The 2254-nt window shown below is 72.4% G+C and carries 3 protein-coding genes; 2 read left to right on the top strand and 1 reads right to left on the bottom strand.

Going from position 1 to position 2254, the window contains the following annotated elements; genetic code table 11:
* Window positions 1-58 precede the first annotated feature (58 nt).
* Entirely contained in the window at window positions 59-1090 is a 1032-nt protein-coding gene (gene mgrA / locus JHD21_RS15725; RefSeq protein ID WP_292677118.1) for an L-glyceraldehyde 3-phosphate reductase, read from the bottom strand.
* Between the two features lie 26 nt (window positions 1091-1116).
* Here mgrA and JHD21_RS15720 point away from each other — a divergent pair, with 26 nt between their 5' ends.
* Together JHD21_RS15720 and JHD21_RS15715 are read left to right on the top strand one after the other, a co-directional pair.
* Window positions 1117-1926 (top strand): SDR family oxidoreductase, encoded by an 810-nt coding sequence (locus JHD21_RS15720; protein ID WP_292677116.1) that lies wholly within the window; start codon window positions 1117-1119, stop codon window positions 1924-1926.
* Window positions 1923-2254: phosphotransferase (locus JHD21_RS15715; protein WP_292677114.1), on the top strand; the 332-nt coding region annotated here is incomplete at its 3' end. The genes JHD21_RS15720 and JHD21_RS15715, both read left to right, overlap by 4 nt.

Here is a 2254-nt window from a genome sequence, read left to right as displayed (position 1 = left end):
ACCGAGATCTCGGTGCAGAAGCGTCGGGGTCACCGGATATCCGGGGACTCCGCCGGCCTCAGTGCGCCGACGACCTCGCCCAGAGGTTGATGCCGGCGTCGACCGCGTGCCGGTCGATCTCAGCCAGGACGTCGTCGGTGAGCGGCGGGCCGGCGAGCGCGTCCAGGTTGGTGTCGAGCTGCTCGACGGAGGACGCCCCGATCACGGCCGAGGTGACCCGGGGGTCGCGAACCGCCCACTGCAGCGCCAGCTGCGCGAGCTTCTGGCCCCGGGCGACGGCGATCTCGTGCAGCGAGCGCACGTGCGCCAGGGTCCGGTCGTCGAACGACTCCCCCGGCACCGAGGATCCCTCGCGTGCCGCCCGCGAGTCGGCCGGGATGCCGTCCAGGTAGCGGTCGGTCAGGAGCCCCTGCGCCAGGGCGCCGAACACGATGCAGCCCATGCCCTGGGCCTCCAGCTCGTCGAGCAGCGACTCCTCGATCCAGCGGTTGAGCATCGAGTACGACGGCTGGTGGATGACCAGCGGCGTGCCGAGCTCGCGCGCGATGAGAGCGGCCTCGCGGGTCTTCTCCGCCGAGTACGACGAGATGCCGGCGTACAGCGCCTTGCCGACCCGCACCGCGTGGTCGAGCGCACCGATCGTCTCCTCGAGCGGGGTGTCGGGGTCGAACCGGTGGCTGTAGAAGACGTCGACGTAGTCCAGGCCCATCCGGGACAGGGACTGGTCGAGCGAGGCCAGGACGTACTTCCGCGACCCGCCGCCCTGGCCGTAGGGACCTGGCCACATGTCGTAGCCCGCCTTGGTCGAGATCACCAGCTCGTCGCGCAGCCCGGAGAAGTCGTCACGGAGGTAGACGCCCATGTTCTCCTCGGCCCGGCCGTAGGGCGGGCCGTAGTTGTTGGCGAGGTCGAAGTGGGTCACGCCGCGGTCGAAGGCGCGGCGCAGGATCGCCCGCTGGGTCTCCTCGGGCCGGTCGGTCCCGAAGTTCTGCCAGAGGCCCAGCGAGATCACCGGGAGCTGCAGCCCGCTCCGTCCGGCGTGCCGGTAGGTCATCGATTCGTATCGGTCGGAAGCCGGGTCGTACGCCATGCCGCCACCCTGCCATCCTTGGCCGGGTGAGCCATCTCCAGGGGAAGGGCGCCGTGGTCACCGGCGCCGGGCACGGGATCGGCAGGGCCCTGGCGGCCCGCCTGGTGGCCGAGGGGGCACGGGTCGTGGTCAACGACCTCGACGACGCGGCCTGCCACGCGGTGGCCGACGAGCTCGGCGCGGTCCCGGCACCGGGGGACTGCTCGTCCGAGCGTGGGATCCGCGCGATCGTCGACCTGGCCACCAGTCAGCTCGGCCGGGTCGACCTCTACCTGGCCAACGCCGGCATCGACCGCTCGGTCAGCGCGGACCAGCCCGACAGCCTCCAGGCTCCGGACGAGGCCTGGGCGGCCATGGTCGAGACCAACGTGATGGCGCACGTCCGGGCCGCCCGGCTGCTGGTCCCCCGCTGGCTGGAGGACGGCCAGGGCGGGCGCTTCGTGGTGACCGCCAGCGCCGCCGGGCTGCTGACCATGATCGGCGCGGCGCCGTACTCGGTCACCAAGCACGCCGCGGTCGGGTTCGCCGAGTGGCTGTCGGTCACCTACGGCGGCCGCGGCATCGCGGTCCAGGCCATCTGCCCGCAGGGCGTGCAGACCCGGATGCTCGAGCAGGCCGGCCCGCTCAAGGACCTGCTGTCCCGCGACGAGGCGCTCACCCCCGAGCAGGTGGCCGACGCCTGGGTGGCCTCGCTGGAGGACGACCGGTTCCTGGTGCTGCCGCACCCCGAGGTCGGCGGCTACTACGCCGCCCGGGCGGCCGACCCGGACCGGTGGCTGGCGGGGATGCGCAAGCTGCAGGGCAAGATCGACGAGTACGTCGGGACGCGGTCATGAGCGGGAGCGACCTGCCCGGCCTCGACCTGGCCGCCTTCCGCTGCTGGTACGACGCCCAGCGACCGGGCGAGGTCCAGGGCGAGCTCTCCGGCCAGCTGATCGCCGGCGGCAAGTCGAACCTGACCTACGAGGTCACCGACGGGACGAGCTATTGGATCGTGCGCCGGCCGCCGCTCGGACACGTCCAGGCGACCGCGCACGACATGGGCCGCGAGTTCACGGCCATGTCCGCCCTCGCCGACACCGACGTCCCGGTCCCCACGATGTACGCCCACTGCAGCGACCCGGACGTCCTCGGCGCACCCTTCTACGTCATGTCGCGGGGGGT

This window comes from Nocardioides sp. (assembly GCF_016462705.1).
Taxonomy (GTDB): domain Bacteria; phylum Actinomycetota; class Actinomycetes; order Propionibacteriales; family Nocardioidaceae; genus Nocardioides.
Note: the sequence above shows the minus strand (reverse complement) of the source record. Positions and strands in the feature narration are given on the sequence as shown.